We start from the raw sequence: 26,022 nt of genomic DNA, 5'->3' as shown, positions 1-26,022 counted from the left end.
CCGCGCCTGCCCGGCCCCGCTTCTGTTCCCGTCCGAACCATGCCGCACGCCGCGCAACCCGCGGCGGCGGCCGCCGCGACCTCGGGAAATCCATGACGCAAACGACGCGATTGTGAACGGGAATGAAAGCAGGCTGAAAGTGCCCCGCAATTAACATCCGCGTCACTCGAACAACACCACGCATAACTGGAGGAAGACATGTCGTTTGCACCGAAGCGCGTTGCCGCCGCACTGGCGATCGTCCTGGGCACTGCCGCCGGCGGCGCCGTCGCGCAGGTTCCGGCCGGGTATCCGGGTAATTACCAGGGCGTGATCGACGCCGCGAAGAAGGAAGGCAAGCTGATCGTCTACTCGACGACCGACACGGGCCTCGTGCGCCCGCTGATCAAGGACTTCGAAAGCCTGTACGGCGTGAAGGTCGAGTACAACGACATGAACAGCACCGAGCTGTACAACCGCTACATCAGCGAAAACGCGGCGAGCAGCACCAGCGCCGACGTGCTGTGGAGCTCCGCGATGGACCTGCAGGTCAAGCTCGTCAACGACGGCCTGATGGCGGCCTACGATTCGCCCGAAAGCCCGAACGTGCCGCAATGGGCGCAGTACCAGAAGCAGGCGTACGGCACGACCTTCGAGCCGCTCGCGATCGTCTACAACAAGCGCCTGATCCCCGAGAACGAAGTGCCGAAGACGCGCGCCGAGCTGATCAAGCTGCTCGCGTCGCAACCGGACAAGTTCAAGGGCAAGCTCACGACGTACGACGTCGAGAAATCCGGCGTCGGCTTCAACGCGCTGACGCAGGACGCGCACCTGAACGAGAAGGTCACGTGGGAACTCGTGAAGGCGATCGGCGCGACGGGCCCGAAGCTGCAGTCGAGCACCGGCGCGATGATGGAGCGCATCTCGTCGGGCGAGAACCTGATCGGCTACAACATCATCGGTTCGTATGCGTACGCGAAGGCGAAGAAGGACAAGTCCATCGGATACGTGTTTCCGAAGGACTACACGCAGATCGTGAGCCGCCTCGCCACCATCTCGAAGAAGGCGAAAAACCCGAACGCCGCCAAGCTGTGGGTGGACTACCTGCTGTCGAAACGCGGCCAGACCATGATCGCGAACCAGGCGAACCTGTACGCGATCCGCACGGACGTGACCGGCGAGACGTCGGCCGCGAGCCTCACGAAGGAACTCGGCGATTCGCTGAAGCCGATCCAGATCGGCACCGGCCTGCTCGTCTATCTGGACCAGTCGAAGCGGCTCGCGTTCCTGAAGCAATGGCAGCAGGCGATCAAGAGCTGATCCGCTGACCGGCTCCGGCCGACCCACGGCCGCCCGCCGCACGTCGCGCGGGCGGCCCTTCCCCTTACCGACTTCCTTGAGGCGGCCATCCGGATGGCCGCAGGGGCGAACTCATGCTTTCAACCAGCACCCCCGGCACGGCACCGGCCGCGCCACCCGCCGCCGGCCCGCGCGACGCGATTCCCGCGCTGCCGGTCAACAGCCTGCAGCCGCTCGCCGGCATGCTGCGCTGGATCGTCGTCGCGGTACTCACCATCGCGGTCGCACTGCCGCTCGGCTTCATCCTGTTCCAGAGCCTGCTGTCCGCGCCGTTCTTCGACGCGAACAAGACGCTCGGCATCGACGGCTTCCGTTTCGTCTTCAGCGATCCCGATTTCTGGTCGGCCGTGAAGAACTCGTTCATCATCGCCGGCGGGATGCTGTTCATCTCGATCCCGCTCGGCGGCATCCTCGCGTTCCTGATGGTGCGCACCGACCTGCCCGGCCGTCGCTGGCTCGAACCGCTGCTGCTCACGCCCGTGTTCGTGTCGCCGATGGTGCTCGCGTTCGGCTACGTGGTCGCGGCCGGACCGGTCGGCTTCTACTCGGTGTGGTTCAAGGAACTGTTCGGGGTACAGAACATCCCCTGGAACGTGTACTCGGTCTTCGCGATCACGGTGATCGTCGGCCTCACGCACGTGCCGCACGTGTACCTGTATTCGTCGGCCGCGTTGCGCAACCTCGGCTCGGACGTCGAGGAAGCCGCGCGCGTGGCGGGCGCCCGCCCGTTCCGCGTCGCGCTCGACGTGAGCCTGCCGATGACGATGCCCGCGCTGCTGTTCGCCGGCGTGCTCGTGTTCTTCCTCGGCTTCGAAGTGTTCGGGCTGCCGCTCGTGCTCGGCGATCCGGAAGGCCACCTGGTGCTCGCGACCTACCTGTACAAGCTGACCAACAAGCTCGGCGTGCCGTCGTATCACCTGATGGCCGCGGTCGCCGTGTGCATCGTCGCGATCACGTTCCCGCTCGTGCTGCTGCAGCGCCGCCTGCTGAAGACCGCGAACCGCTTCGTCACCGTGAAGGGCAAGGCCGGCCGGACGACGGTGCTGCCGCTCGGCGTGTGGCGCTGGGTCGCGCTCGCGATCGTCGTACTGTGGCTGATGCTGACCGTGATCGTGCCGATCTCGGGCATCGTGCTGCGCGCATTCGTGACCAACTGGGGCGAAGGCGTCGCGCTCGCCGAAGTGCTGACGCTGTCGAACTTCATCGAGCTGTTCGAGCAGGACAACCTGGTGCGCGCGATCGTCAACACGCTCGGCATCGGCGTGATCGGCGGCGCGCTCGCGATCGGCTTCTACTCGCTCGTCGCGTTCGCCGGCCACCGCCGCCCCGACTGGGCGACCAAGCTGCTCGACTACCTCGTGCTGCTGCCGCGCGCGGTGCCGGGCCTGCTCGCCGGTCTCGCGTTCCTGTGGATCTTCCTGTTCGTGCCAGGCCTGCGCGAACTGAAGAACTCGATGTGGAGCATCTGGATCGCGTACACGGTCGTGTGGCTCGCGTACGGGATGCGCCTCATCCAGAGCGCGCTGCTGCAGGTCGGCCCGGAACTCGAGGAAGCCGGCCGCAGCGTCGGCGCGACGCGCAGCCGCGTGTCGCTCGACGTGACACTGCCGCTCGTGCGCTTCGGCCTGCTCGCCGCGTGGCTGCTGATCTTCATGATCTTCGAGCGCGAATACTCGACGGCCGTCTACCTGCTGTCGCCCGGCACCGAAGTGATCGGCGCGCTGCTCGTGTCGCTGTGGGCGACCGGCGCCGTCGACCAGGTCGCCGCGCTTTCTGTCATCAACATCGCGATGGTCGGCGCCGGTCTTGGCGTGGCCCTGCGCTTCGGAGTGAAACTTCATGGATAAGCTCATCGTCGACGACCTGCACCTCAGCTACGGCGCCAATCCGATCCTCAAGGGCGTGTCGTTCGAACTGAAGGCCGGCGAAGTCGTGTGCCTGCTCGGCGCGTCGGGCAGCGGCAAGACCACGCTGCTGCGCGCGGTGGCCGGCCTCGAACAGCCGTCCGACGGCCGCATCCAGCTCGACGACCGCGTGTTCTTCGACGGCGCGAAACGCGTCGACCTGCCCGTCGAGCAGCGCTCGCTCGGCCTCGTGTTCCAGTCGTACGCGCTGTGGCCGCACCGCACCGTCGCCGACAACGTCGGCTACGGACTGAAGCTGCGCCGCGTCGCCCTGGCCGAACAGAAGCGCCGCGTGCAGACCGCGCTCGATCAGCTCGGCCTCGGCCATCTCGCGGAACGTTTTCCGCACCAGCTGTCGGGCGGCCAGCAGCAGCGCGTCGCGATCGCACGCGCGCTCGTCTACAACCCGCCGGTGATCCTGCTCGACGAGCCGCTGTCGAACCTCGACGCGAAGCTGCGCGAGGAAGCGCGTGCGTGGCTGCGCGAGCTGATCGTGTCGCTCGGGCTGTCGGCCCTGTGCGTGACGCACGACCAGACCGAGGCGATGGCGATGTCCGACCGCATCCTGCTGCTGCGCAACGGCCGCATCGAACAGGAAGGCACGCCGGCCGAGCTGTACGGCGCGCCGCGCTCGCTGTACACCGCCGAATTCATGGGCAGCAACAACCGGATCGATGCGCGCGTCGCCGCGATCGACGGCGAATGCGTGACGCTCGCCGGCGACGGCTGGGAACTGCGGGCGCTGGCCCGCGACACGCTCGCGCCGGGCCAGGACGCGCAGGCCGTGATCCGCCTCGAACGCGTGCAGGTCACCGACGGCCCGGGCGCGAACCGGCTGCAGGCCGACCTCGTCACGTCGATGTATCTCGGCGACCGCTGGGAATACCTGTTCCATTGCGGCGACATGCGCCTGCGCGCGTTCGGCCACGTGCCGCGCGCGGCCGGCAAGCACTGGATCGAATTCCCGACCAACGACTGCTGGGCGTTCGCGAAAGCGGGCTGACCCGGTCGCGGCGGCTCACGTGCCGCCGCGCATCCCGCCACGCATGGACTTCCCGTCCGGCGGACGCCTCCCGGTGTCCGCCGCGGGCGGATGCGCGCCTAACCGACTCACCCAACCCACAAGAACCAAGGAGACACCGTCAATGAAATCACGCGCAGAGCGTTCCCTTCGCGCCGCCGTCCTGACCGGATCGGCCGCCGTCGCCGGACTCGCGGCAGGCGCCGCGCACGCGCAGTCGTCGGTCACGATGTACGGGATCATGGATGCCGGCATCGAATACACGAACCATGCGGCGCCCGAAGGCGGCAGTTCGGTCAAGCTCAAGTCGGGCAACAAGAACACCTCGCGCTGGGGCTTGCGCGGCGTCGAGGATCTCGGCGGCGGGCTGAAGGCCGTGTTCCGACTCGAAAGCGGGATCGACCTCGCGAACGGCGCGCTCGACGACGGCCCCGACTCGATCTTCGCGCGCCGCGCGACGGTCGGCCTGAAGAGCAAATGGGGCGAACTGACGCTCGGCCGCAACTACACCGTCACCTACGACTACATGCTGCCGTTCGACCCGATGGGTTACGCGCAGAACTACTCGTGGGCCTCGGCGTCGACGGCGACGGGCGGCCGCAAGGACGGCATGTTCACGCGCTCGTCGAACGCGGTGCGCTACGACGGCGAATTCAGCGGCTTCAAGTTCGGCGCGTTGTACGGCTTCGGCAACGTGCCGGGCAGCGTGAAGACCAGCTCGAAATACGACTTCGCGGTCGGCTACGAGAAAGGCCCGTTCGCGGCGGTCGTCACGTTCGATCGGCAGAACGGCGCGGCCGACAGCGTCACGCCGGCCGATACGGTCAACTATATCCAGGGCGTCCATGCCGGCCTGAGCTACGACTTCGGCAACCTGAAGACGATGGCCGGCTACCGCAACTACAAACGCACGTTCCGCACCACGGCGGCGAACCAGCTGAGCGACACGTACTGGCTCGGCGGGTCGTATCAGTTCACGCCGGCGTTCTCGCTGATCGCGGCCGTCTATCACCAGAACATCAAGGGCGGCAGCGATGCCGATCCGACGCTGGTGTCGATGCGCGCGAACTACGCGCTGTCGAAGCGCACGGTGCTGTACGCGGCCGGCGCGTTCGCGATCGCGAAACACGACCAGAAGGTTGGCGTGTCGCGCGATTTCGCGGGATACGGCACGACCCAGGTCGGCGTCACGGCGGGGATCCAGCAGCGGTTCTGACACCCGGGCCGGCGGGCGGCGGCAGTCGGTCGACCGCCGTTCAGCCAGGCCACGCGCGGCGGCATCGCGGCGAACCGCCGGCCGCCGCCGCCCAGCGTGCCCCTCGCGTCACGTCCGGCGCGCTGCGTTTCGATGCGCCGCTCACTCGCCGCGCATCGTGAACACCGGGCGCACGAGACTGTTCGTATCGCCCCAGTGTTCGCCCACGGCCGACAGCGGCACCGTGCGCGTGTCGATCGCGAGGCCGGCCGGCCCGGCCGCGTCGAACACACCGCGCACCGACGCCAGCAAGCGGGGCAGCGATACGCTGCCGATGCCGCTGCCCATCAGTTCGATCGCGGTCGCCCGCAGCACCGCGCCTGGCAGCAGCACGTCCGCGCCGCCGATCGAGCCGATCTGCACGAATCGCAGCCGGCGGCCGTCGGGCGTCGCCTTCGCGGCGGCAAGCAACAGCGTCTGCGCGCTGGCGCCCCACAGATAGTCGAGCACGACGTCCACACCTTCACGGAAATGCGGTTCGAGCGCGCGTGCCAGATGTGCGTCGTCCTGCTGCAGCGACACGACCGCATCCGCACCGGCGCTCGGCAACGCCTGCAGCGCGGCTGCGTTGCGGCCCGTCGCGATCACCTTCGCGGCGCCGAGATGCTTCGCGATCCGCACTGCCAGCCGCCCCGACGTACCCGTCGCACCGTTGACGAGTACCGTCTCGCCCGCGACGAGCCGCGCGCGCTCGGTCAGCGCCGCCCACGACGACATCCCGGGAATCGCGATCGCCGCCGCCGTGACGTCGTCGAGCGAATCGGGCAGCGGCACGCACCGCGTATCGGGCGCGATCGTCCGCTCGGCCATCGCGCCGAACGGGGCGGGTGCGCCGAAGAAGTAGACGCGCTGCCCGTCGTCGAGACGGCGACCCACCCCGTCGACGCCGACGACGAACGGATAACGCCCGTCCGACGAGTAATGCGTGCCGGCCGCGCGCGCCTGCGCGAGCCGGCTCAGCGCGGACGCCGTCACGTCGATCAGGCTGTGGCCCGGCATCGCGCGCGGCGCATCGAATTCCATCTGAACGGGACGCTCGCCGGCGCCCGTCACGACTGCTGCTTTCATGGTGACTCCTTGAATCGGGGATCTCGATCGACGGTTCAGCTGCGCATCAGCGTGCGTCGAGCCACGCGCGCAGCGCGGGATCGCGCACTTCCAGCACGTCGAACAGGCCGAGCGCGCGCAGCGCCGGCAATGCGTCGATCGCGTCGGCCTCCGCGCGCGCCCGGTCGGCGGGCTCGGCGTGCGGGTCGGTCAACACGCGCGCGTTGACCAGGAACGCGCCGACGGTCCCCTTGCGGATTGTCGTTCCGCCGGTTTCGATCCGGTCGGCATGGTCGGGAAGCATCTGTTCGGCTCGCATCGCGTCGTACTCCGGTTGTCATCGATGGATGCAGTGTAGGCGTGCGAAGCCGGCCAATCTCCGGTATAACAGCCATTCGATACCGATATCCGGCCATGTCCGATCCGCTTCTGCCCGCCCGATTCGTCACGTCCGACGACGGCCCGTTCGTGGTCGCCGCCGTGCTGTCGCAACGCGACCCGCGCGTGACCGCGCCGCATTCGCATGCGCGCGGCCAGCTCGTCGGCGCGCTGAGCGGGCTGCTGACGATCGGCCTCGATGACCAGGCCTGGGTCGTGCCGGCCATTCACGCGATCTGGATTCCGCCGCATTGCCGGCATTCGTTGCGTTCGTTCGGGCCGATTTCCGGCTGGTCGGCGTTCGTCGCCGAAGCACGCTGCGCGGCACTGCCGGCCGCGCCGCGCGCGATCCGCACGACACCGCTGCTGCGTGAAGCCGTGCAGCGCGCGGCAAGCTGGGGCGATTCGGAACTGGATGCCGCGCAAACGCGCATCGCCGACGTGATCCTCGACGAAATCGCGTCGTCGGAGGTCGAGGCGCTGGGACTGGTACGGCCGCGAGACGCGCGGCTGATGAAGATCACCGATGCGCTGGCCACGAATCTCGCGGACAACCGGCGGCTGGAGGAATGGGCCGCATGGGCCGGCATCAGTGCGCGAACGATGAGCCGCCGCTTCGTCGCCGAGACGGGGCTGACGTTCGCGCAGTGGCGTCAGCAGGCCAGGTTGCTGCGGGCGCTGGAGAGAATCGCCGATGACGTGCCGGTGACGACGATCGCGCTCGATCTCGGGTACGACAACGTGAGCGCGTTCATCGACATGTTCCGGCGGGCGTTGGGGACGACGCCTGGACGGTATATGGAGAACGGGGGGACATCGACAATCGACGCACGGTAACAACACGCGACCGGCTTGAAACGTCAAACGATTCGCGGAATCCGGTTCAATTCAGATGATCGTCCGGTAGGCGCGCTGCCCTTCGACAGCCGCCCGCATCTCGCGCTCGACGGGCAGATCGTAGCGGACATCGTGGTGTGGGGCATCGCGCGCTCCAAACCGGGGTTCTGGATGGCATGATTTTTTCGCAATAAACGAAAAGTGATATCGCCCTCTATAAACGGTCTGTCCGTTTCGTTCAATACGTGCCGTCGCCCTTCTCCGCGGCCTTGCCCCCCTTCCCCTTGAACTGCGCCGCCAGCCGCTCCGCGCTCCTCGCGAGCAGCGTCGTATCGACCCCGACCGCGACGAACAGCGCGCCCGCGTCCAGATAGCGTCGCGCGGCCGCCTCATCCGCGCTCAGAATGCCCGGCGCCTTGCCGGCCGCCTTGATCATCCGGATCGCGCCGTCGATCGCGGCCTGCACGACCGGGTGGCCCGGATTGCCGAGATGCCCGAGATCGGCGGCCAGGTCAGCCGGCCCGATGAACACGCCGTCGACGCCTTCGACCCGCGCGATCGCATCGATCGCATCGAGCCCCGCGCGTGTCTCGACCTGCACGAGCACGGCCATCTCGTCGTTCGCGCGATGCAGGTAGTCGCCCACACGATTCCACCGCGACGCGCGTGCCAGCGAACTGCCGACGCCGCGCATCCCGTGCGGCGGGTAACGCGTCGCGGCCACGGCCGCGCGCGCTTCGTCGGCGCTCTGCACCATCGGCACCAGCAGCGTCTGCGCCCCGAGATCGAGCACCTGCTTGACGATCACCGGATCGTTCCACGGCACGCGCACGACCGGATGCGACGGATACGGCGCGATCGCCTGCAACTGCGCGAGGATCGTCGGCACCGTGTTCGGCGCATGCTCGCCGTCGATCAGCAACCAGTCGAATCCCGCGCCCGCGACGACCTCGGCGCTGTACGGATTCGCGAGCCCGAGCCACAGCCCGATCTGCGCGTCGCCGCGCGCGAGCGCGGCCTTGAAGACATTCGACGGAATCTGCATCGTTCGCTACCTCACTCGAAATGGCACTGGATCGTCCCGAGCGGGCCGTAGTCGACGCTGAACGTATCGCCCGGCCGCGCCGCACACGGCCGCGTGAACGACCCGCCGAGCACGATCTGCCCGGGTTCCAGCGCGACGCCGAAACGCGACAGCCGGTTCGCGAGCCACGCGACGCCGTTCGCCGGATGGTTCAGCACGCCGGCCGCGACGCCCGTTTCCTCGACCACGCCGTTGCGCGACATGATCGCCGCGACCCAGCGCAGGTCGACGTCCTGCGGCCGCACCGGCCGGCCGCCGATCACGACGCCCGCGTTCGCGGCGTTGTCGGCGATCGTGTCGAACACCTTGCGCGGCCGTTTCGTATCGGGGTCGATGGACTGGCTGCGCGCGTCGATGATCTCGAGCGCGGGCACGACGTAATCGACCGCGTCGTACACGTCGAAGATCGTGCAGTTCGGGCCCGAGAGCCGCTTGCCGAGCACGAACGCGAGTTCGACCTCGACGCGCGGCACGATGAAGCGGCCGGTCGGGATCGTGCCGCCGTCGTCGAAGAACATGTCGTCGAGCAGCGCGCCGTAATCGGGCTCGTCGATCTGCGACGTGTTCTGCATCGCCTTCGACGTGAGGCCGATCTTGTGCCCCTTCAGCGTGCGGCCTTCCGCGAGCTTGAGGGTCACCCACGCGCGCTGGATCGCATACGCGTCGTCGATCGTGATGTCGGGATGGTCGAGCGAGATCTGGCGGATCTGCGTGCGCTCGCGCTCGGCGTCGTGCAGACGCCGCGCGAGCTGGTCGATGAGGGCGGGTTCGAGCATGGTCGGATCGGGAATGGGGTTCAGCCGGCCCGCTTGTAGCGGGCGTGGATGTTGTTGTGCTTGTACGAGCCGCTTTCGCTGAACTCGGTCAGTTCCATCGACAGCGCGAGGTAGCGTTTCGCGTACAGCTCGGCGAAATGCGCCTTGATCGCATCGAACAGCGCATCGCACGCGGCCTTCTTCTGCGCGTCGGTACGCCCCGAGCCGATCTTCAGCGTCACGTGGACGAAGGCGTCGTCCTCCGTGCCGTCGGCGACGCAGTAGTCCTGCAGTTCGAGCGCGCGCGAGCGGATGCCGCCGGTCGGGAACACGCCGCCCTGCGCGATCAGCGTCGCGTTGATCGTGCGCAGCAGCGCGGGAATGCGCGCGTCGTCGCGGATGTTCGCGGTGTATTCGACGACGATGTGTGGCATGGCAAATCTCCGTTCGGATTCGATTGCTTGGCAGGCGGCAGCGCTCAGGCGAGCGGAAAGATCGCGTTGATCTGCCCGGTGCCCGAACTCGCGAAATAGTCGGTGACGATCTCGACGGGCTTGTCGTAACGATCCCAGCCGAGCAGCCCGAGCAGCATCGCCGTGTCGTGCATCCCGCCTTCGCCGTGGCAATGGAGGTTGTACTCGGGCAGCATCGCGCAGAAGGTCTTGAAATCGCCCTGCCTCCACAGCTCGACCACGCGCAGGTCGACCTGGCGGAAGAATTCGCGGCTGATCTGGTGGATCGATTCCTCGGGGCTGCCGTTGTCGTTGAAGCGGCGCGACAACGAGCCGCTCGCGAGGAACGCGACGTTCGAATCGCTCTTCTCGATCGCCTCGAGCAGCGCCTCGCCGAAGCGGCGGCTTTCGTCGAGCTGATGCCACATGCACCAGCCGGCGATCGACACGACCTTGAAATGCTGGTCGCCGTTCATGTAGCGCATCGGCACGAGCGTGCCGTATTCGAGTTCCAGGCTGTCGATCTCGTGCGCGCGCGTCGCGATGCCGCGCCCGGTGGCCGTCTCGGCGATCAGCCGGCCGAGCGCCGGGTTGCCCGGATACGCGTACGTCATGTCGCGGATGAAATGCGGCAGCTCGTTGCTCGTGTACGTGCCCGAGAACCGCGCGTTGCAGTTCACGTGATAACCGGCATTGACGAGCCAGTGCACGTCCGACACGACGATCGTGTCGACGCCGAGCGCGCGGCAGCGCTCGCCGATCAGCTGGTGGCCGCGGATCGCCGCCTCGCGGCAACCGTGATGCCTGCCGGGCAGTTCCGACAGATACATCGACGGCACGTGCGTGATCTTCGCGGCGAGGGACAGTTTGCCCATCGTTCAGTCTCCGTTTGGTTCGTTATCGCGGCGAAACGACCGTCACACGCCCCAGCGCGGGATGTGGTGCGAACCCATCGAGATGCACACGTTCTTGATCTCCGCGAACACCTCGAAACTGTACTCGCCGCCCTCGCGCCCGGTGCCCGACTCCTTCACGCCGCCGAACGGCTGGCGCAGGTCGCGCACGTTCTGACTGTTCACGAACACCATCCCGGCCTCGATCCCGCGTGCGAGACGATGCACCTTGCCGACGTCCTGCGTCCAGATATACGACGCAAGGCCATACGCGGTGTCGTTCGCGAGCCGCAGCCCTTCGTCTTCGTCCTCGAACGGAATGATGCAGGCGACCGGCCCGAAGATCTCTTCCTGCGCGATACGCATCCGGTTGTCGACGTCGGCGAACACGGTCGGGCGCACGAAGTTGCCGTTGCGCAGATGCGCGGGCAGCCCGGCCGGCTTGTCCGCGCCGCCCGCGACCACGCGCGCGCCTTCCTGCTCGCCGATGCGGATGTAGCCCGTCACCTTCTCCCAGTGCTGGCGCGTGATCATCGCGCCGAGATTCGTGCCCGGATCGGCCGGGTCGCCGACCACCAGGTTGTTCGCGCGGCGCGCGAATTCCTGCACGAAGCGGTCGTAGATCGTGCGCTGCACGAAGATCCGCGAACCGGCGGTGCACCGTTCGCCGTTGATCGAGAAGATCGTGAACAGCGACGCGTCGAGCGCACGGTCGAAATCGGCGTCGTCGAAGATCAGCACCGGCGACTTGCCGCCGAGCTCCATCGAATACTTCTTGAGGCCCGCGCGCTCCATGATCCGCTTGCCCGTCACGGTGCCGCCGGTGAACGACACCGCGCGCACGTCGGGATGGCGCACGAGCGCGTCGCCGGCCGTCGCGCCGTAGCCCTGCACGACGTTCAGCACGCCGGGCGGAATGCCGGCTTCGAGCGCGAGCCGGCCGAGCTGGTCGGCCGTCAGCGGCGACAGTTCCGACATCTTCAGCACGGCCGTATTGCCGAGCGCGAGGCACGGCGCCGTCTTCCACGTGGCCGTCATGAACGGCACGTTCCATGGCGACACCAGCGCGCACACGCCCACCGGCTGGTACAGCGTGTAGTTCAGCATCTGGTCGTCGACCGGATACGTGCGGCCGTTCATCTGCACGCACACTTCCGCGAAGAAATTGAAGTTCTCCGAGGCGCGCGGAATCAGCTGCTTGCTCGTCTGCGCGATCGGCAGGCCGGTGTCCTGCGTCTCCAGCGCCGCGAGCATCGGCACGTTCTTCTCGATCAGCTCGCCGAGCTTGCGCATCAGCTTCGCGCGCGCCTTCGCGGGCGTGTTCGCCCATTTCGGGAACGCCGCCTTCGCCGCGCGCACGGCCGCGTCGACCTCGGCCTCGCCGCCCGACGCGACGTCGGTGATGACGTCGCCCGTCGCGGGGTTCAGCGTCGTGAAGGTCTCGCGGCTCTCGACTTCGCGGCCGTCGATCCAGTGCTTGATGGTCATGTGCTCTCCTTGGGCGACGGGCTCAGCCGGCGCGATAGTAGTCTGCTTCGCCGACGATCGTGTTCACGAGCCGGCCAATCCCTTCGATCTCGGTCACGACCTCGTCGCCCGGCTGCGTGTCCGCCAGCCCCTCGGGCGTGCCGGTCAGGATCAGGTCGCCCGGCGCGAGCGTCATGAAGCCGCTGATGTGCTCGATCAGCGCCGGCACGTCGAAGATCATGTCGCGCGTGCTGCCGCGCTGCGTCTCGTGGCCGTTCACGGTCGTGCGCAGCATCAGGTCGCCCGCGTCGCCGATCTCGTCGCGGCTGACGAACCACGGCCCGAGCGGCGTGCAGGTATCGCGGTTCTTCACGCGCAGGTTCGGGCGATAGTAGTTCTCGAGATAGTCGCGGATCGCGTAGTCGTTCGCGACCGTGTAGCCGGCCACGTAGTCGACGGCCTGCGCACGGCTCACGTTGCGCGCGGGCCGGCCGATCACGACGGCCAGTTCGCACTCGTAGTGCATGTGCGTCGCATCCGCCGGGCGCATGGTGCGCGACCGGTGGCCGATGAACGTGTTCGGTCCCTTCAGGAAGATCAGCGGCTCGCTCGGCGCCTTGAACGCGAGTTCCTTCGCGTGGTCGGCGTAGTTGAGGCCGAGCGCGAACGTCGTGCGCGGCGCGACGGGCGGCAGCCACGCCACCGCCTCCTCGGCGACCACGCGCCCCGTATCGAGGCGGATCGTGCCGTCGCCGGCCGGTTCGGCCGCATGCAGTGCGCCGTTGTAGATCACGCGCGCCGTCTTCATGGTGCTTCCTCCGCAATCAGCGTATGCCGCAGCGTGCCGATCCCGGCGGCCGAAATCTCGATCGTGCTGCCCGCGCGGGCGCGCGGTGCGCCGCCCGCGACGCCGAGCAACAGCACGTCGCCCGCGTCGAACGACATGAACGCGGTCACATCGGCGATCAGTTCGCGCACCGGGCGGATCAGCGTGGCGGTCGACGCGGACACGGCCAGTTCGCCGTCGATCCGCACCGTCAGGCCGATCGCGTCGACGTCGCCGAGCGCGGCGGCCGGCACGATGGCCGGGCCCAGCGGGCAGAAGCCGTCACGGCACTTGAAGCGCACGGCCGGGCGGTAGTAATCGGGGTGCGGCACCGACACGTCGCTCGCGAGCGTGAAGCCGTGCACGTAGTCGAGCGCCTGCGCGGCCGGCACGCGCGTCGCGCGCCGGGCGAACACGACGGCCACCGACGCGCCGATTTCCAGCGCGTCGACGCCGGCCGGCACGACGACGGCGGCGCCGTCGCCCGCATGCGTGTTGGCGGGTTTGATGTACAGGATCGGCGCCTGCGGCGGGCGGCCGTAAGGCGGCGCGTTCACGGCGTCGCCGAGCGCGTCGAGCGCGACGCGCTCGTTGAGCAGTGCGCCATAGACGGTACCGATGGCGACCGGCAACGGCGGCGCCGCGGCGGTCGTGCAAGACAGCTCCATGCGTCATTCCCCTGCCGCGCGTCGCGGCGCATCGTCAATAGTTAATATCTTAAGTAAACAATCGAACGCTGGCAACCTCGATTACCCTGATACGCGAAATCCATCTCCTTCGGCTGTTAAGATTGATACGTCCCCGTCCTTTACCCACCCCGATGAACCGTACGCTCGACCATCGCAACCTGGCCATGCTGCTGCTCGAGGCCCGCGAAACGCTGATGGGTCTGTTTCGCCCCATTCTCAAGGAATTCGCGTTGACCGAACAGCAATGGCGGATCATCCGCGTGCTCGACGGCGAACCGGCGCAGGCGCTCGAGGCGGGACAGATCGCCAGGCGCTGCTGCATCCTGAGCCCGAGCCTCACCGGCGTGCTGGAACGGATGGAGCGCGACGGCCTGATCACGCGCACGCGCGCGCAGGAAGATCAGCGCCGGCTGCTGGTCAGCCTGACGCCGCAAAGCAGGAAACTGGTGACGGAGATCGGTCCGCGCATCGACGAGCAATACCGGCAGCTCGAGTCGCGCTTCGGCGAGGACGGCCTGGAAGACATCTACCGCGCGCTCGACCGGCTCATCGAACTCGGCGGCAACGCATAAGGAAAGCACCCGCTCCCGCCGCGCGCGGGAACGGGTGCGGTGCGGTACGGGCAGTCAGTGCAACGCGCCGCGCATCAACTCGGTCACGGCCACGCCGCGCGACGTGCGCATGCACTCCTCGACGTAATCGATGAACGGCAACGGCTCGAAATCGATTTCGTCGCGCACGCGACGGTTGTCGAACACGCGATCGACCGTCGCGAATTCCCCGCAGCGCTGCAATGCACGGCCGATCACGCGTTCGAGTGCCGGATCGGCCCGCCCGAGCACGTCTCGCACCACGAGCGGCAGTTCCGCCGGCGCACACGCGGCGTAGCGCGGCGCACCCGTCATCCCCGCCGCCTCGTCCATCGCCCGCACGATCTGCGCGACCTGCGGCGCCTCGTCGCCGGCCGACACGTGATAGACGTCGTGGGCGAGCGTCGGCTTCACGGCCAGCAGCATCGTCGCGCGCGCCACGTCGTCCACCGACACGATGTCGATGCGCGTCATCGGCCGCGCGGTGAAGCGACGCGCGGCATGCGCGAGGCGGAACATCCAGAACGAATTCGGCGCGGGCCGCGTGCCGAGCACCGTATGACCGACCACATGCGACGGCCGCACGACGACGAGCGGCAGCCCGAGCGCGCGCAGGCGCTGTTCGGTTTCGGCCTTCGCGTGCAGATAATCGGCCGCGAGCACCGCACCCGGCAGGCCTTCGTCGTCGTGCGCCGGGTCGTTCGCCGCAGCGCCCGCCGCCTGTTCCTGCACGATCCCGCCGCGGCCCGCGTGCGCATAGGCCGTGCCGACGTACACGAAGCGCTGCAGGCGCGGCGCGCGCGCGAAGCGTTCGGCGAAATGCACCGCATCGGCGATGTCGGCCCGCAGATGCGCGCCGTCGGCCGGCGACGCATGGCCGGCGCAGTGAATCACGTGCGTCGCCCCGGCGAGGCGCGGCGCATCGGCGCCGTGCCACACGTCGCCGAGCGCGCCGACGATCACGTTCGCATCGGTCAGGCGCGACGCCCAGTACGGCGCAAGCCCCGCGCGCAGCGCCGCCTCGCGCAGCCGCGCGACGGCGTGGCCGCGATCCTGCGCGCGCACGACGCACACGATGCGTTCGAGCAGCCCCGCATTGACGAGCGCCGTCAGCACGGTACTGCCGATGAAGCCGGTTGCGCCGGTCAGCACCAGGCGCCCGACGTTCGCCGCCGCGACCGGTGCGCTGGCCGGCGACACGAGGCTCGTCCGCCAGTTGAGCGACAACGCGGTTTTCCAGATCAGCACGATAGTCTCCTTCGAAGAATCGGCCGGGCGGCGCGGTGCCCGCGGTTGCGGGCCGCGCACGGCTCACGGCCGGGCCGGGGCTGACGCGGCCCCGGCAGTCCCGATCGGGCGTGCGGCCTGCGATCGCGTCGATCGCTCTCTGGCACGAGATGGCGGCAGCCGCCGCGGACGGGCGTCCGCGGCACAGGATCGGGACCTTCCCAGTGTGGGGCCCGACCGAATGCAAGTCTGTCCCGAAAGTTTCGTGAAAGTGTGCCGATTTGTACGCGATTGTCGGAGTGTGTCGTGCCGGACCCGCCGTCGGCACGACGAAACGTCCGCCCGGTCGGTGTCCCGACTGCGCCATGTCGCATCCGTCGGCACCGTTTCGGTGGCCGGTCGCGCGCGACAGATCGACGCGCCCCGCGCGCGGGTCATCCCATCTCCCGACCGCCTTCGACGCGCCTCTCGACACCACGATCTCCGCTAACGCCCGTGATGGCAAGTGCCTCCGAAACGACCATGAATCGTCAGACGTCGTTCCATCTGAAACCGGAATGAACTCAATAAGGATTGTTTGAGGATTATCACTTGCGTTTCACACCAGTCTATCTAGACTGATCAAGTCAAAACGGTCGAATGCGTCAATTTTTCAGGAGACGATCACAATGCGCCTCACCATTCGGATTAATGGCAGCGAATCGGCAACCCGGCACGCTTTCGCAGTTCTATGGGTCGATACCGACGAGGGACTGTGGTCGCGCGAGGCACATCAGGGCATCGATCTCCCGGCCTGGGGCAAGGTCCGCGACGTCGAGGGCGCGATGGCGCTCTGCGCGGCCGATGGCGGCAACGCCGTGTGCCAGCTGAAGGGGCTGTCGTTCGGCGCGACGCAGCGCGAACAGGGCCCTGCCGTCCTCGCCGGCGACCACGCCGGTGCATGGCGGCTGCAGGCGGTCGATCGCTGCACGACCCAGCCGGAATACCGGGAATTCATTTCCGTTGCCCGATAGCATTCATCGAGGTAAATCGTCTGCGGTTTTCGGGTTTATTCCGGTGCCAGTGATATTCATTTCGATATTCATGATTATCGACGCCCCCTTTCGGGGCGTTTCTCATTTTCGGGCATAAAGAAATAATCGAGGCCCGGGCAATTGATCGCGCTGCGTCGGCGGTCGCGCTCGACCGGCACCCGAATCCGCCTCCCCGGATCGCCCCCCTGCCGAGCATCCCCCCGTTGCCTGCCGTGACGTCGGCCGCCCGCTTTCGCCGTGCTTTTTTGCTGCCTTCGTTTTTCATGTCCGGCCAAGTCGCCGTTTTGACGTTTTTTCACGGGGCCGGAACACACTTTCCCCACACGACGTTTACTCATTTATTACAATCGCATTATCCAGACTGATTTGCCGCCGACGGGCGGCCCGAACCGGCCATTGCATGAGCGTGAAAAAGAAGACCCACCCCGCCGATCCGTACGCGGCCGCGACCAAGAATCCGATGCTCGCGTCGCGCCTGCCGATGTGGCGCTCGAGGTTGATCGTGATCGTCGTGTTCCTCGCGTTCGCCGCGCTGATCGCGCGGGCCTTCTGGGTGCAGGTCGCGAACCAGGATTTCTATGTCGGACAGGGCCAGAAGCGCTACCAGCGCACGATCGAGCTCGACGCGATGCGCGGTCGCATCGTCGACCGCAACGGCGCGATGCTCGCGGTCAGCCTGTCGACCTATGAAATCTGGGCGAACCCGAAACAGGTCGCCGATACCGACTACCCGCAGATCGCCAAGCTGCTCGACATGCCGCTCGTCGAGGTGAAGCGGCGTCTGGGCAACGAGAAGACCTTCGTGCTGCTCAAGCGGCAAGTGGACGCCGATACCGCGGGCCGCCTCGACAAGCTCGCGATCGACGGCATCACGCAGATCGCCGATTCGAAGCGCTTCTATCCGGAAGGCGAATCGGCCGCGCACGTGGTCGGCTTCACGAACGTCGAGGACAAGGGCCAGGAAGGCGTCGAACTCGCGGCGAATGCACGCCTGCAAGGCACGTCGGGGCAACGCGAGGTGATCCGCGATCGGCTCGGCCGCATCGTGTCGGATACGCGCCCGCTCGTCCCCGCGCAGCACGGCGCGACGATCGAGCTGACGATCGATCGCCGCATCCAGCAGCTCGCGTACAGCCAGCTCAAGGCCGCCGTGATCGAGAACAACGCGGTGGCAGGCAGCGTCGTCGTGCTCGACGCGCAGAACGGCGAGATCCTCGCGCTCGCGAACTACCCGACCTTCGACCCGAACGATCGTGCCCGCCTGACCGGCCAGCAGTTGCGCAACCGCGCGGTGATCGACACGTTCGAACCGGGCTCGACGATCAAGCCGCTCGTCGTCGCGCTGTCGATCGACGAACGCAAGGTCACGCCGAACACGATCATCAACACGTCGCCCGGCACCTACAAGATCGGCCCGGCCGTGATTCACGACACGTCGAACCACGGGTCGCTGACGGTTTCGCAGGCGCTGCAGAAGTCGAGCAACGTCGCGCTCGCGAAGCTCGCGCTGAACCTGCCCGCCGAAACGATCTGGAACAAATACCAGGAGTACGGGATCGGCCGCGCGCCGGAACTGACGTTCCCGGGCGTGGCGTCGGGCCGGCTGCGCGGCTACAAGCGCTGGCGGCCGATCGAGCAGGCGACGATGGCTTACGGCTACGGCCTGTCGATGTCGCTGCTGCAGATCGCGCAGACCTACACGGCTTATGCGGGCGACGGCACGCTGCACCCGGTGTCGCTGCTGAAGAACGGCACCGATCAGCAGACGATCGACGCGCATCGTGGCCACCGCGTGACGTCGCCGCAAACGGCCGCGTCGATCCGCTCGATGCTCGAGATGGCGGTCGGCGAAGGCGGTACGGGGCGCCGCGCGCGCGTCGACGGCTACCGGATCGGCGGCAAGACCGGTACCGCGCGCAAGCAGGTCGGCGCGACCTATGCAAAGGGCAAGTACCGCGCGCTGTTCGCGGGGATGGCGCCGATGAGCAACCCGCGCCTGATCGTCGCCGTGATGATCGACGAGCCGCGCGGCAAGGGCTACTACGGCGGCACGGTGGCCGGCCCGGTGTTCGCGTCGGTCACGAGCGGCTCGCTGCAATTGCTCGGCGTACCGCCCGATGCGCCGGTCGAGCCCGAGAAGAATGCGCCGGCAAAAGCGGCTGCGCCGCAGAAGACGGTAGCCGCGCCGAAGGCCTCGCCGGCCCGGACGGCTGCCGCGCGGAAACCATCCGCGCCGCTCGAGACGGCCGCACGATCCGGCACGGCCGCGCCGGCGAAGGCTGCCGCAGGCTGACGTCGCCGTCCGGGCGATGCCGGATGCGCGTCGCCCTTCCCTGCTTTCATCCCACGTTCCAGGAACGCCCCGCATCATTTGAGGGTTCCCGCCGCGTCCTCCTGCAATATTTGCGCGCCGCAGGCGGCCTTGCCGGTGCGCCCGACTACAACATCCGGCCTACAGCGCGGCCAAGGCCGGGCTGATCAGCGACACGAAATCGCTGGCGATCGAATAGGGCCGCGACGGCGCGCGCGCGAACATCGTGCTGCCCGGCACGGTGAAGACACCCGCGTCGGAAGCGCGCGTGCGGCGCAATCCGCAGGTGTTCGAGCAATCGAGAAAGGGGTATCCGCCCGACGATTTCGCGACGCCCGACGACGTCGCGCAGGCCGCGCCGTTCCTGAGTTCGCCGGCCGCTCGGATCATCACCGGCGTCGCGCTGCCGGTGGGCGGCGGCCTGCTGGCCGGCAATCGCGTGGTGATGGCGCGGGAACCGACGCTCGAGACGTTCTACTGACACCGAAGCCCGCAGGGCCGGCGGCCGCCCGGGCCGCCGCGCGCTGCCCGGTGCGCGGCGCGATGCCGCGCGCCGTCAATGCGCGGCCGCGACCGGCTTCACCATCCGGCCGAGCACGTGCTCGGTCATCCCGCGCGCGAGTTCGGTCTCGCCCATGAACACGGTGCCGACACCCTCGCTGGACAGCAGCGCGGCCTCGTCGCCGCTGTTGGTGCACAGCACGACTTCGAGCGTCGGGTTGAGCGTGCGCGAGATCTCGACGATCTGCCGCACGTCGAACACGTCGGGCAGCGTGACGACCAGCATCCCGGCCCGCGCGATATGCGCCTGCACGAGCACGATCGGCTCGATCGCGTCGCCCGACACGGCCGCGATGCCGTCCGCGCGCAGCTTCTCGACGAGCTCGCGATTCTGCTCGACGACGACATAGGCGATCCCGCGCTCGTCCAGCGCATGCGCGATCCGCGTGCCGACCTTGCCGTAGCCGACGATCACGACCTGCCCCGTCAAGTGGGTCTGCGGCGTCGACATCGGCAGCGCGGCGAGCGGATCGTCGCGCGCCTCGAGCTTGCGCGCGAACGCCGAATGCTTGCGGATCCACACGAGCGCCGGGTCGATCATCGCGAACAGCAGCGTGTTCATCGCGATCGAAATCAGCGCGACCGCCAGGATCAGGCTCTGCCCCTCGGCCGACAAGAGCCCGAGCGCACGCCCGAGCCCCGCGAGAATGAACGAGAATTCGCCGATCTGCGCGAGGCCCGCGCCGACCGTCAGCGCGGTGTTCAGCGGATAGCGGAACGCGATCACGAGCGCGACGGCCGCGAGCGTCTTGCCGACCAGCACGATCGCCGCGACCTCGATCACGTGCAGCGGCTCCTCGAGCAGCACCTTCGGGTCGAACAGCATGCCGACCGAGATGAAGAACAGCACCGAGAACGCGTCGCGCAGCGGCAAGGTCTCATCGGCCGCGCGCCGACTGAATTCCGACTCGCGCATCATCATCCCGGCGAAGAACGCGCCGAGCGCGAACGACACGTCGAACAGCTTCGCCGCGCCGAACGCGATCCCGACCGCGGCCGCGATCATGCACAGCGTGAACAGCTCGCGCGAGCCGGTGCGCGCGACGAGCCACAGAATGCGCGGAAACACGCGCTTGCCGACCACCAGCATCAGCGCGATGAACGCCGCGACCTTCAGCATCGTGACGCCGAGCGTGCCCCACACGCTGCCGCCCGCCGCATGCGTATCGCCGGGCGGCGTGCCGCCGAGCAGCCCCGCGACGGGCGGCAGCAGCACCAGCACGAGCACCATGACGAGATCCTCGACGACCAGCCAGCCGACCGCGATGCGCCCGTTGACCGTCTCGACGAGCCCGCGTCCTTCCAGCGCGCGCAGCAGCACGACGGTACTCGCGACCGACAAGGCGAGCCCGAACACCAGCGCCGCGCCGAGGCTCCAGCCCCACGTGAGCGCGAGCCCGCCGCCGAGCAGCGTCGCGACGGTAATCTGGACGACCGCGCCCGGCAGCGCGATCTTGCGCACCGCGAGCAGATCGCCGAGCGAAAAATGCAGGCCGACGCCGAACATCAGCAGCATGACGCCCACTTCCGCGAGCTGCTGCGCGAGCGACAGGTCGCCGACGAAACCGGGCGTGCCGGGGCCGATCACGATCCCGGCAAGCAGATAGCCGACCAGCGGCGGCATTTTCAGCAGCGACGCGAGGTAACCGAAGATCATCGCGAGACCGAAACCGGCCGCGAGCAACGCAATCAGGCTGACGTCATGAGGCATCCCCCCTCCCAAGCTCTTGTAACTATTTAGTAAGGTTCAAGAGTGAAAGGATAAGGGATGAGGCGGAAGAATGGCGCGCGGCCGCGAAAAATTCACGCGGCCGCGCGCTTTTGCGGGGTGCAACCCCGGCGAAACGACGGGCGCCGCACGTCGCGGCCGGCGCCGTGAAACGGGTCGGACCGGCGGGGCCGGCGCCCCGCCGCCCGCGTCAGCGCGACGCTTGCGGGAACCGCGCGCCCGGCGGCGGCTCCGGCCGCGTCGACGGCACGCTCTTGCGCACCTTAGCGACCTGCGCGGCCGTCACCGGCGCCCCCGTGTTGCCCCAGCTCGTGCGCACGAAGTTCGACACGTCGGCGACTTCCTGGTCCGACAGGCGCCAGCCGAACGGCGGCATCGTGAAGGTCGACGGCGCGGTGCGCGTCCCCTCCAGCGCGCTGCCTTCCAGCACGACGTGGATCAGCGAGGTCGGATCGTCCCCCTGCACGACCGGGTTGCCGGCCAGCGCCGGGAACACGCGCGTGTAGCCGTGGCCGTCGCTGCGGTGGCAGGCCATGCAGTTGTCGCGATAGACGGCCGCGCCCGGCTTGCTCGCGTCGCCCGTCTGCAGCGCCTTCGCGGCGGCCGCGTCGTATACGTGCGGCTGCTCGCCCTGCACGCGCGGCGGCAGCGTCTTCAGGTAGCGCGCGATCGCGTTCAGGTCGTCGTCGGTCATGTGCTGCATGCTGTGGCCGACCACGTCCGTCATCCCGCCGAACGCGGCCGTGCGCAGCGTGCGGCCCGTCTTCAGGAACTGCACGATCTCGGCTTCGTTCCACGTCCCCAGGCCCGTGCGCGGCTCGCCGCGCAGGCTCGTCGGCACCCAGCCGTCGATCGCTGCGCCGCCGGCCAGGAAGTCCGGGCCGTCCGCATCGGTCAGCCCGCGCTCCTGCATCGTCGGCGCGCGCGGCGTGTGGCACGCGCCGCAGTGGCCGAGGCCCTGTACGAGATACGCGCCGCGCGCGACCACCGGATCGGTGTACGGCGCCGCATCGAACGGCTTCGGCGCCGGCGCGAACAGCTTGCGCCAGATCCCGAGCGGCCAGCGCATCGACAGCGGCCACACGATGTCGACCGCGCGGTTCTCGTGCTCGACGGGCGCGACGCCGTGCATGAAGTACGCGTACAGCGCCTTCATGTCGTCGTCGGTCAGGCGCGAATACGACGGGAACGGCATGGCCGGATACATCGTGTCGCCGTTCTTGCGCACGCCCTCGCGCACCGCGCGCGTGAAGTCCTCGTAAGTCCAGCCGCCGAGACCCGTCTTCGGGTCCGGCGTGATGTTCGTCGAGTAGATGCCGCCGATCGGCGTGTCGAACTTCAGCCCGCCGGCGAACGGCTTGCCGCCGCTCGCGGTGTGGCATGCGATACAGTCGCCGGCGCGCGCGAGGTATTCGCCGCGCTTGACCAGGCTCGCGTCGGCCGACCGGGCCACCGGTGCAGCCGCCGGGCCGGAAGCCGCGGCGGGCGCCGCCGGTTGCGCGACGGCCGTCGTGCCGGCGAGGCCGAACACGACCCAGCTCGCCGCGGCCGCGAGGGCACGCGACCACGAGGACATGCGGCGCGTGGCGAGGGAATTCATCGTCCTCTTCATACGGTCACCAGCGGGGCAGGATTTTTCAGGTATTGCTCGCGGATCGCGCGTGCCGACCAGTAGGCCAGCGCCGCGATGATCCCGGTCGGGTTGTAGCCGATGCCCTGCGGCAGCGCGGACGCGCCCATCACGAACACGTTGTGCACGTCCCAGCACTGCAGGTAGCGGTTCAGCACGCTCGTCTTCGGGTCGGTGCCCATGATCGCGCCGCCGACGAGGTGGGTCGTCTGGTAGGCGCGCGAATCGAAGTGCTTGCCGAACTCGCGCGTCGACACGCTGATCGCCTTCGGCCCCATCGCTTCCGCGATCTTCTTCATCTGCCCGGTCACGTATTGCGCCATCTTGATGTCGTTGTCCTTCCAGTCGAACGTCATCCGCAACAGCGGCTGACCGTACGAATCGCGATAGGTCGGGTCGAGGTCGAGATACACGTCGCGGTACGACATGTTGGTGCCGTGCGCGTCCATCGAGATCGTGTGCGCGTAGTTGTCCTTGACGGCCTTCTTCCACGCGGAACCCCACTGCGGCGTGCCGGGCGGCGTCGCGATGCCGCTGATCGGCTTCACGCCGGCCTGGTTCACCCACAGCGGCGAACCGCCGACGAAGCCGAGCGGGCCGTGGTCGAAGTTGTCCGCGTTGAAATCGTCCACCGCGACGCCGTTGCCGCCCGCGCCGATGAACGGATTCGTGTAGGTATCCTTGTCGAAAAACGCCTTGATCGTCGACAGGTTCTGGTACGCGAAATTGCGGCCCACGACACCCTCGCCCGAGACCGGATCGTACGGCTTGCCGATGCCCGACAGCAGCAGCAGGTGCACGTTGTGATACTGGAACGCGGCCACGATCACGAGATCGGCCGGCTGGTGCACTTCGCGCCCGGCCGGATCGACGTAGGTCACGCCGGTCGCGCGCTTCTTCGTGTCGTCGAGGTCGACCCGCAGCACGTGGCACTTCGAGCGCAGCTCGAAGTTCGGCGCCTGCTTCAGCGCGGGCAGGATGTTCAGGTTCGGCGACGCCTTCGAGTACATGTAGCACGCGTAACCGCTGCAGTAGCCGCAGAAGTTGCACGGGCCCATCTGCACGCCGTACGGGTTCGTGTACGGGCCCGACGTGTTCGCCGACGGCAGCCGGTACGGATGCAGGCCGAGCGACTTGGCGGCGTCGAAGAAGCGCTGCGCCGAATACGTATTGAGCTGCGCGGGCAGCGGGAAGTTGTCGCTGCGGTTCGCCTCGAACACGTTGCCGTCGCCGACCACCTTGCCGCCGACCTTGTACGCCTGCCCCGACGTGCCGAACACCTTCTCGGCGAAGTCGAAATGCGGCTCGAGCTCGTCGTAGGTCACGCCCGTATCCTGGATCGTCATCCCTTCGGGGATGAACTTCCGGCCGTAGCGCTCTTCATAGTGGCTGCGCAGGCGCAGCTCTTCCGGCGTGATCCGGAAATGCACGCCCGACCAGTGCAGCCCCGCGCCGCCGACGCCTTCGCCCGGCAGGAACGCGGCGAGCTGCCGGTACGGCAGCGCGGTGTCCTGCAGGCCGTGGCGGATCGACACGGTCGTCTTCGACAGGTCGAGGAACAGCTTCTTGCGGATGTTGTACGTCAGCTCGTCGATCGTGTTCGGATACGCGCCGTCCGGGTACGTATCGCGATATTCGCCGCGCTCGAGCGCGACGACCTTCAGGCCCGCTTCGGTCAGTTCCTTCGCGAGAATCGCACCGGTCCAGCCGAAGCCGACGATCACCGCATCGACATGCGGCTTTTTCTCTGCGGCCATCAGCTGCGCTCCCCGTTGATCGAGACGGGCCCGTACGGATAGGGCTTGCCGCTCTGGTTGACGAAATCCATGAAGTCCGCGCGTGCGCCCGGAAAGCCGATCATCTTCCACGCGGCCATGTCGTGATTGCCGCCGTGCACCGGATCGCAGAAATAACCTTCGCGCGTGTTCTGCAGCAACTGGCCGAAGAACACGCCGGGCGGGACGTCGTCGATCTGCGCGGCGCCCTTCTCCAGCGCGCCGAGCACGGTGTCGCGCGCCGGTGCGTCGAGATCCGCGAACGCCTTGCCGTGCGCCTTTTCGCAATAACGGTTGACGGCCGCGATGCCGAGCCGGTAGATGTCGCGGGGCACCAGCTTCAACTGGTAACCCAGCTCGGGCACGCCCTGCTGGAACGGCCCCTGCATGTACCACGTCGCGCCGTGCGCATACGGCGTCTCCATCTGGCGGTCGATGAATTCGGGCACGCCCGATTCGAGCGCGCCGGGGCCTTCGGCGTCGGCCGGGATGAGCCGGTCGACGGCGGCCTGGACGAACGCCCACTCCTTCGCATCGAAGAAGGTCGGCTTGTACGGGGCGCGCTCGGCGCTGGACGATGCGGCGGGCGCGCTGCCGGCCGTCGTCGCGGACGGCGACGACGAGCGCAGGTCGCAGCCGGCGACCGACGCGATCGGCACGAGCGCGACCGACGTGCGCAGGAAACGGCGGCGCGAGTTGGGTTTGTCAGGTGGCGTGGACATGGTCGGATGTTGATCGTTGGGGATCGGCGCCGGCCACGCGCATTCCGCATGCCGCGTGGCCGGCCGGAAGCCGTGCCGCATGCGGCTGGCCGTCCTGTTCTTCATATGTTGCGAACAACCTCGATGCGGGCAACGGCCGCGCGATGCACGGTGACGCCTTCATGCGGCCGCGCGTCGCGCCGGCGACGGCGGCGCGCTGCACGGATCGACCTCTTAACGGGCCCTATCGTCAGACAAATAGCGGCCTTTCGACCGGCATCTGCTGCCATCGCCATGACCCTTGTTCAACTTAGACGCCGCGTTTGCCGACGGCAAGCGCAACGTGCACGACCCTCTTTAGGGCCCGGCGACGAGTGCGGCGAATTATAGCTGGAACCGGTTCCATTGCTACAGGGTTCGATGCAATTCAATGCATCGAAAATCGCAACAATTGAAAAATCTGAAAACCGGAATGCGCAAGGATGCGCGCGATCGCAGGTGGATGAAGGGGGCAGGCA

General features: G+C 67.8%; 23 protein-coding genes and 1 pseudogene. 10 read left to right on the top strand and 14 right to left on the bottom strand.

Annotated features, from left to right (window positions below; translation table 11 throughout):
* Positions 1-198: 198 nt before the first annotated feature.
* The 4 genes from HWX00_RS25325 (at position 199) to HWX00_RS25310 (ending at position 5,479) form a co-directional block, all read left to right on the top strand.
* Positions 199-1,299, top strand: coding sequence for an ABC transporter substrate-binding protein (locus HWX00_RS25325; protein WP_034191529.1), 1,101 nt, complete (start codon positions 199-201; stop codon positions 1,297-1,299).
* Between the two features lie 113 nt (positions 1,300-1,412).
* Entirely contained in the window at positions 1,413-3,185 is a 1,773-nt protein-coding gene (locus HWX00_RS25320; protein ID WP_034191530.1) for an ABC transporter permease, read from the top strand.
* Positions 3,178-4,245, top strand: coding sequence for an ABC transporter ATP-binding protein (locus HWX00_RS25315; RefSeq protein ID WP_175028655.1), 1,068 nt, complete (start codon positions 3,178-3,180; stop codon positions 4,243-4,245). The genes HWX00_RS25320 and HWX00_RS25315 overlap by 8 nt, the downstream gene beginning before the upstream one ends.
* A gap of 142 nt (positions 4,246-4,387) precedes the next feature.
* A complete protein-coding gene (locus HWX00_RS25310) occupies positions 4,388-5,479 on the top strand; it encodes a porin (protein ID WP_034191532.1) in 1,092 nt (363 codons plus the stop codon).
* Between the two features lie 141 nt (positions 5,480-5,620).
* Here the strand turns inward: HWX00_RS25310 and HWX00_RS25305 are convergent, their stop codons facing one another.
* Entirely contained in the window at positions 5,621-6,586 is a 966-nt protein-coding gene (locus HWX00_RS25305) for a quinone oxidoreductase family protein (RefSeq protein WP_034191533.1), read from the bottom strand.
* 46 nt (positions 6,587-6,632) lie between these two features.
* Positions 6,633-6,884 carry a hypothetical protein gene (locus HWX00_RS25300; RefSeq protein ID WP_034191534.1) on the bottom strand — a complete coding sequence of 84 codons (252 nt, stop codon included), beginning with the start codon at positions 6,882-6,884 and terminating at the stop codon, positions 6,633-6,635.
* A 95-nt stretch (positions 6,885-6,979) separates the two neighbouring features.
* On the opposite strand from HWX00_RS25300, the gene HWX00_RS25295 reads away from it, so the two are divergent.
* Together HWX00_RS25295 and HWX00_RS25290 are read left to right on the top strand one after the other, a co-directional pair.
* Positions 6,980-7,780, top strand: coding sequence for an AraC family transcriptional regulator (locus HWX00_RS25295; protein ID WP_049036262.1), 801 nt, complete (start codon positions 6,980-6,982; stop codon positions 7,778-7,780).
* 15 nt (positions 7,781-7,795) lie between these two features.
* The gene (locus tag HWX00_RS25290; protein ID WP_175028654.1) at positions 7,796-7,960 is read left to right on the top strand and encodes a hypothetical protein; all 165 of its coding nucleotides are present in this window, start codon (positions 7,796-7,798) and stop codon (positions 7,958-7,960) included.
* Positions 7,961-8,018: 58 nt separating this feature from the next.
* Here HWX00_RS25290 and hpaI read toward each other — a convergent pair whose 3' ends face one another.
* Genes hpaI through HWX00_RS25255 form a run of 7 tightly spaced genes read right to left on the bottom strand, consistent with a single transcriptional unit; the run spans position 8,019 to position 13,925 of the window.
* Positions 8,019-8,825 (bottom strand): 4-hydroxy-2-oxoheptanedioate aldolase, encoded by an 807-nt coding sequence (hpaI, locus tag HWX00_RS25285; RefSeq protein ID WP_175028653.1) that lies wholly within the window; start codon positions 8,823-8,825, stop codon positions 8,019-8,021.
* Between the two features lie 11 nt (positions 8,826-8,836).
* Positions 8,837-9,640: a 2-oxo-hept-4-ene-1,7-dioate hydratase gene (hpaH, locus tag HWX00_RS25280; protein ID WP_049036266.1), complete on the bottom strand. Its 804-nt coding sequence runs from the start codon at positions 9,638-9,640 to the stop codon at positions 8,837-8,839.
* A gap of 20 nt (positions 9,641-9,660) precedes the next feature.
* A complete protein-coding gene (locus HWX00_RS25275) occupies positions 9,661-10,053 on the bottom strand; it encodes a 5-carboxymethyl-2-hydroxymuconate Delta-isomerase (RefSeq protein WP_034191538.1) in 393 nt (130 codons plus the stop codon).
* Between the two features lie 44 nt (positions 10,054-10,097).
* Entirely contained in the window at positions 10,098-10,946 is an 849-nt protein-coding gene (gene hpaD / locus HWX00_RS25270; protein ID WP_175028652.1) for a 3,4-dihydroxyphenylacetate 2,3-dioxygenase, read from the bottom strand.
* A 42-nt stretch (positions 10,947-10,988) separates the two neighbouring features.
* On the bottom strand, positions 10,989-12,452 hold the full coding sequence (hpaE, locus tag HWX00_RS25265; protein ID WP_034191540.1) for a 5-carboxymethyl-2-hydroxymuconate semialdehyde dehydrogenase: 1,464 nt from the start codon (positions 12,450-12,452) through the stop codon (positions 10,989-10,991).
* 22 nt (positions 12,453-12,474) lie between these two features.
* On the bottom strand, positions 12,475-13,239 hold the full coding sequence (locus tag HWX00_RS25260) for a fumarylacetoacetate hydrolase family protein (RefSeq protein ID WP_175028651.1): 765 nt from the start codon (positions 13,237-13,239) through the stop codon (positions 12,475-12,477).
* The gene (locus tag HWX00_RS25255; protein ID WP_175028650.1) at positions 13,236-13,925 is read right to left on the bottom strand and encodes a fumarylacetoacetate hydrolase family protein; all 690 of its coding nucleotides are present in this window, start codon (positions 13,923-13,925) and stop codon (positions 13,236-13,238) included. The genes HWX00_RS25260 and HWX00_RS25255 overlap by 4 nt, the downstream gene beginning before the upstream one ends.
* Before the next feature lie 152 nt (positions 13,926-14,077).
* Between HWX00_RS25255 and hpaR the strand changes: the two genes are divergently transcribed.
* On the top strand, positions 14,078-14,518 hold the full coding sequence (gene hpaR, locus HWX00_RS25250; protein WP_034191543.1) for a homoprotocatechuate degradation operon regulator HpaR: 441 nt from the start codon (positions 14,078-14,080) through the stop codon (positions 14,516-14,518).
* 54 nt (positions 14,519-14,572) lie between these two features.
* Here the strand turns inward: hpaR and HWX00_RS25245 are convergent, their stop codons facing one another.
* Positions 14,573-15,784, bottom strand: a complete 1,212-nt coding sequence (locus HWX00_RS25245; protein WP_034191544.1) for an SDR family oxidoreductase — start codon at positions 15,782-15,784, stop codon at positions 14,573-14,575.
* Positions 15,785-16,431: 647 nt separating this feature from the next.
* On the opposite strand from HWX00_RS25245, the gene HWX00_RS25240 reads away from it, so the two are divergent.
* From HWX00_RS25240 to HWX00_RS25230, 3 genes and pseudogenes are all read left to right on the top strand, one after another.
* The gene (locus HWX00_RS25240) at positions 16,432-16,776 is read left to right on the top strand and encodes a DUF3564 family protein (RefSeq protein WP_034191545.1); all 345 of its coding nucleotides are present in this window, start codon (positions 16,432-16,434) and stop codon (positions 16,774-16,776) included.
* Positions 16,777-17,197: 421 nt separating this feature from the next.
* A complete protein-coding gene (locus HWX00_RS25235; RefSeq protein ID WP_034191546.1) occupies positions 17,198-19,090 on the top strand; it encodes a peptidoglycan D,D-transpeptidase FtsI family protein in 1,893 nt (630 codons plus the stop codon).
* A gap of 139 nt (positions 19,091-19,229) precedes the next feature.
* Positions 19,230-19,589, top strand: a pseudogene (locus HWX00_RS25230) (SDR family oxidoreductase); the annotation flags it as partial.
* Between the two features lie 75 nt (positions 19,590-19,664).
* Here HWX00_RS25230 and HWX00_RS25225 read toward each other — a convergent pair.
* The 4 genes from HWX00_RS25225 to HWX00_RS25210 all read right to left on the bottom strand — a co-directional run bounded on the left by HWX00_RS25225 (position 19,665) and on the right by HWX00_RS25210 (position 25,525).
* A complete protein-coding gene (locus HWX00_RS25225) occupies positions 19,665-21,380 on the bottom strand; it encodes a cation:proton antiporter domain-containing protein (RefSeq protein ID WP_034191547.1) in 1,716 nt (571 codons plus the stop codon).
* A 208-nt stretch (positions 21,381-21,588) separates the two neighbouring features.
* On the bottom strand, positions 21,589-23,010 hold the full coding sequence (locus tag HWX00_RS25220) for a cytochrome c (protein ID WP_175028649.1): 1,422 nt from the start codon (positions 23,008-23,010) through the stop codon (positions 21,589-21,591).
* Entirely contained in the window at positions 23,007-24,785 is a 1,779-nt protein-coding gene (locus HWX00_RS25215) for a GMC family oxidoreductase (protein WP_034191549.1), read from the bottom strand. Before HWX00_RS25215 ends, HWX00_RS25220 begins: the two co-directional genes overlap by 4 nt.
* The gene (locus tag HWX00_RS25210) at positions 24,785-25,525 is read right to left on the bottom strand and encodes a gluconate 2-dehydrogenase subunit 3 family protein (RefSeq protein WP_175028648.1); all 741 of its coding nucleotides are present in this window, start codon (positions 25,523-25,525) and stop codon (positions 24,785-24,787) included. The genes HWX00_RS25215 and HWX00_RS25210 overlap by 1 nt, the downstream gene beginning before the upstream one ends.
* Positions 25,526-26,022 lie beyond the last annotated feature (497 nt).

Origin of the sequence: Burkholderia seminalis DSM 23518 (assembly GCF_902832885.1) — a bacterium.
Lineage (GTDB): Bacteria > Pseudomonadota > Gammaproteobacteria > Burkholderiales > Burkholderiaceae > Burkholderia > Burkholderia seminalis.
This window is presented reverse-complemented; position numbering and strand designations above follow the sequence as displayed.